The 845-nt window shown below is 43.1% G+C and carries 1 protein-coding gene; it reads right to left on the bottom strand.

All coding sequences use genetic code 11. The annotated features are described in order from the left end of the window. Window positions 1–42 precede the first annotated feature (42 nt). A partial coding sequence (locus H9X96_RS22410; RefSeq protein WP_187668426.1) for an IS256 family transposase occupies window positions 43–845 on the bottom strand: 803 nt, incomplete at its 5' end.

The raw sequence follows: 845 nt of genomic DNA, 5'->3' as shown, positions 1-845 counted from the left end.
CGGGAGTGTAACGTGAACTGTGTCATTCAAAATTAACGCTTCTCAGAATCCTCTATTTTCCTGAAGAATTCTATCACCAAATTTAATATATAATTGTGAGAATGCCAGTCCCCAGTTATGGATTGGCATTGTCCATTTTTTACTGATATTTCTAATGACCAGGTACATGAGTTTCAGTAGTGCCTGTTCGGAAGAAAATGCACCCTTAGTCTTTGTGATCTTCCGGATCTGACGGTGTACACCTTCGATCGGATTGGTGGTATAAATGATCTTTCTAATGACCTGATCGTACTCAAAAAATGCAGATAGGTTTGTCCAGTTATCCAGCCATGATTTGCAACTCAGAGGATATTTTTTGCCCCATTTTTCTTCAAACTCCAGCAGTCTTTCATATCCTAGCTGCTCGTTGCCTGCCTGATAAATCGGCTTCATATCAGCCATCACCGTCTTTTTATCTTTATCAGGAATGTAACGCATAGACGACCGGATTTGATGAACGATGCAGAGTTGCACCCTGGTCTTTGGAAAGATCGCCTCCACCGCATCAGGGAAGCCTTTAAATCCATCAATACAGGCGATTAAGATATCTTCCACACCCCGACTTTTAAGATCGGCAAGTACCGAAAGCCAGAATTTGGCCCCCTCGCTTTCAGAAGTATACAAACCTAAGACATCCTTTTTGCCTTCGATGTCCACTCCCAGGATATTGTAGATTGCACGGGTTTCTACCACTCCATTTACCCTGACTTTGAAAAACATACAATCAAGGAACACAAATGGATAAACCGCTTCAAGCGGACGGTTCCGCCACTCCTGCACCGCTGGTAGTACACTGTCTGTAATCC

Source organism: Pedobacter sp. N36a (assembly GCF_014472395.1).
Classification (GTDB): domain Bacteria; phylum Bacteroidota; class Bacteroidia; order Sphingobacteriales; family Sphingobacteriaceae; genus Pedobacter.
The sequence above is the reverse complement of the archived record's forward strand: the minus strand, read 5'-3'. Positions and strand labels throughout refer to the sequence as shown.